Source organism: Actinomycetota bacterium (assembly GCA_041658565.1).
Lineage (GTDB): Bacteria > Actinomycetota > AC-67 > AC-67 > AC-67 > JBAZZY01.
The window spans coordinates 1-3,437 of record JBAZZY010000069.1 but is presented as its reverse complement, the minus strand read 5'-3'; the positions used below and the strand labels follow the sequence as shown (position 1 = coordinate 3,437).

Annotated in this window: 3 protein-coding genes; all 3 read right to left on the bottom strand. The window is 62.4% G+C overall.

The features are described from left to right. On the bottom strand, positions 1-1,676 hold a 1,676-nt coding region (locus WDA27_14905), incomplete at its 3' end, for a PAS domain S-box protein (protein MFA5892212.1). Between the two features lie 19 nt (positions 1,677-1,695). Beyond that, entirely contained in the window at positions 1,696-2,466 is a 771-nt protein-coding gene (locus WDA27_14900) for a response regulator (protein MFA5892211.1), read from the bottom strand. Beyond that, a partial coding sequence (locus WDA27_14895; GenBank protein ID MFA5892210.1) for an ATP-binding protein occupies positions 2,463-3,437 on the bottom strand: 975 nt, incomplete at its 5' end. The genes WDA27_14900 and WDA27_14895, both read right to left, overlap by 4 nt.

The following is a 3,437-nucleotide window of genomic DNA, read 5'->3' as shown; positions in this document are numbered from 1 at the left end:
ATCCGCGCCACGTCGCCTTCTTGCTTTACTACCGGCAGCACCGCGGCAAAATGGTCCGCACCCACTCGCGCCAACAGGTTTTTGTCCGCCGCATTGCGCGTCAGCCACTCCGCCACCTGCCTCAAGAGGGCGTCGCCGGCGGGCCGGCCGAGGCTGTCGTTGATGTTCTTGAACCGCTCCAAATCGATCATGAACAAGGCAAGCTTGTGTCCGCCGCTGACAGCGCTGCGTATGTACTGCGCCACCCGCTCGAGAAACAGAGTGCGGTTCGCGAGTCCGGTGAGCACATCGTAGTAGGCAAGGTAGTTGAGCTTTTTCTCTTTTTCGATGTGATCCAGCGCGAATGATATGTTGCCAGCCAGTTCCAGAAGCAGCCGCGTCTCCTCGTCGTCGAAGAAATCGAGCTCGCCGGCAAGCAGCGCGATAACCGCATCCGGCCGTCCTGTCACCGTCAGTGGAAAGCATCCTACGGACTTGTGCCCCCTTCTTAGCAGATCATCCCGAAGCGGGGCCACGGAGGGGTCCGTCGCAATATCGTTGCAGATGACGGGCTGCAACTGCCGCAACGCGCGGCAGGCCGGCCGCTCGCTATGAGGCGTGCCGTCGCGCGCCGTGAGCCTGACAATGTCGATGTAGCCTTCCTCGCCGCCGGACCAGGCGACGACCTTGCCGTCCAGCGTTTGCGGGTCGATCACGCCGATCCACGCCATCTTGAATGCACCCGCCTCGACCGCGATCCGGCACGCCTCCCTGAACAGCTCGTCGCGGTCGCGCGCACGCACGATGAGCGAATCGATGCTGCTCAGCACAGCGTATACGCGATTCAGGCGCCGTATCCTGGCTTCCGCTGCCTTGCGCTCGGTGATGTCCATCAGCGTCCCCATCACCGCGGGCCGTCCGTTGTAATCCATCTGGCTGCCGTGAATCTCGACCTGCAACACGGCCCCGGACTGGTGGAGCACCCGCAGATAATAGTGGATGTTCTGCACCTCGCCGGAAATCCGCTTGCGGATGTTTTCGCGCGCCAATGCATGGTCTTCCGGCACGAGGAAGTCGTAGAACGTCCGTGAAATCATCTCCTCCTCCGACAGACCGAAGATTTCCGCCATCTTTGGATTCACGTAAACATACTGGTCATCCTGAATGATGTAAATGCCGACGATGGATTGCTCAACCAAGCTGCGAAACTTGACCTCTGAGGCTATCAACTCGCTGTTCTTCTCCGCCAGCTTGGACACCAGCCGCTCGCTGTATTCCTTGAGCACTTCGATTTCCTGCAACGCCTCGGGGCGCGGCCCGGCATGGGGCTTGGCGATGACTTCGTGCAACGCGGCGACGAGTGTTTCGACGGAGGCGGGCTTCTTCAGGTATTTGTCCGCGCCCACGTCCAGCGCCAGCTTCTCGTCGCTCGGCGAGGTGTAGGTGGCCGTGTAGAGGATGATGGGCAGGTCGTGCAGGGGCGGCCCCGCGCTGGCGCGGATTTCGTGGCAGAGACGGTAGCCGTCCATGCGCGGCATGAGGATGTCGGAGATGACCACGTCCACGCGCTGACGCTCCAGCAGAGCGAGCGCGTCCACGCCGTCATGGGCCTCGAAGACTGCGTGGCCTTCGGCTTCGAGCTGCGCGCGGAGCAGCTTCAGTTCGGTGGGAATGTCGTCAACGATGAGGAGGTTCATGGGGCCTTCCTTTCACCTGCTAGTTGACCGCGTCACCTCCTTCGGCGACGGCGGTGAGTTGGTCGGACAGTTCACGTGTGTTGATCGGCTTCAGCAGGTAGGCATCGCACCTGGCAGCCAGGGCGGCGGCCTTCGGATATTGTTCGGAATAGCAGGTGACAGCGACGATGTGGATGTCGCGCATGTCGGGGTCGGCCTTGAGCTTGCGGGCCAGCGCGAGGCCGTCCATGCCCGGCAGGTCGAGGTCGAGGAGGATGAGCTGCGGGCGGTCTTCTTGGATGGCGGCGAAGGCCGGCTCGGCAGCCTCGACCGCACTGACATCGTGGCCGGCGGTGCTCAGGACGAGATCCGCGAGCTTGAGATCCAAAGCGTGGTCTTCGACGACGAGGATTTTCATGCGGCTTCTCCGTGATTGACCGCTTGCGCGAGCCAGAAACCCGGCCACCTGGTCGGGCAGCTTGCGCGTGTCAATGGGCTTGGCGATGTAGCCATCGCAACCGGCGTCGAACGCCTTCTGGTCGTCGCCTTTCATGACGAAGGCCGTGAGCGCGACGATGCGGATGCCGCGGGTGCGCTCCTCGGCCTTGAGTTTGCGCGTGAGCGTGAGTCCGTCCATGCCGGGCAGGGCGATGTCCATGAGGATGAGGTCGGGCAGGGTGGCGGCGAGGACGACCTGCGCCTCCTCGGCGTCCACGGCCTTGAGGATGTCGTAGCCCTCGAATTCGAGCACGTCGGAGACGAGCTTGAGATTGGTGGGGTTGTCGTCCACGACGAGGATTTTTGCGCTCATGCCGTCTGCCCTTCTCCCGTCATCACCGGCAGGACGACGGTGAACACACTGCCCTTGCCCGGTTCGCTTTCCACGCCGATGCGTCCGCCCTGGAACTCGATGATCTTCTTCGTCAGCGCCAGGCCGAGTCCCGTGCCCTCGAAGCGACGCGCGGTGCCGGAATCCAGTTGCTCGAACTCGGTGAAGAGCCGGTTGATGTCCTCGGCCTTGATGCCGATGCCCGTGTCGCGGACCTGCACTTCGAGCTGGTGCGGGTCCATGAGGCGCGCGAGGATGGCCACCCGGCCGCCTTCGTCCGAGAACTTCACCGCGTTGGACAGCAGATTGTAGAGCACCTGCTTGAACTTGTGCTGGTCGAGCGTGACGGCGTCAAGTCCGTCGCTCACCTCAATGCCCAGCGCAATGTGCTTCTTTTGGGCGATGCTCTTGATAACGGCGGTGACTTCCTCGACGGCCTTGCGCACGGGGAAGGTCTCCGGGTGCAACTCCATCTTGCCGGCCTCGACCTTGGCGAGGTCGAGCACGTCGTTGATGAGCTGGAGCAGGTGGCGCGCGCTGTTGAGCACGTCGCCCAGATACTCCTTCTGCTTGGGCCGGAGCGGGCCGGGCTTTTCGTCAATCAGGAACTCGGTGAAGCCGATGATGCCGTTGAGCGGCGTGCGCAGCTCGTGAGACATATTGGCGAGGAACTCGCTCTTCATGCGGCTTGCGTTTTCCAGCTCGACGTTTTTCTGGCGTGTTTGCTCGAAGTGTTTCAGCTCCGTGACGTCGCGCGCCGCGGCGAACACGCCCTGCAACCTCCTGTCCCGGTCGTAGAAGGTCGTCGCGTTGTAGGACACCACAGTTTCCTTGCCGTCTCTGGCCCGCGCGGTGAGTTCGTAGTTGGTGATTTTCTTCTCGCTCAGCACCAGCTTGATGCCCGTCTCGGCCCGCTCCGGATCGGTGAAGTAATTCTTGAACGGCGCGCCGAT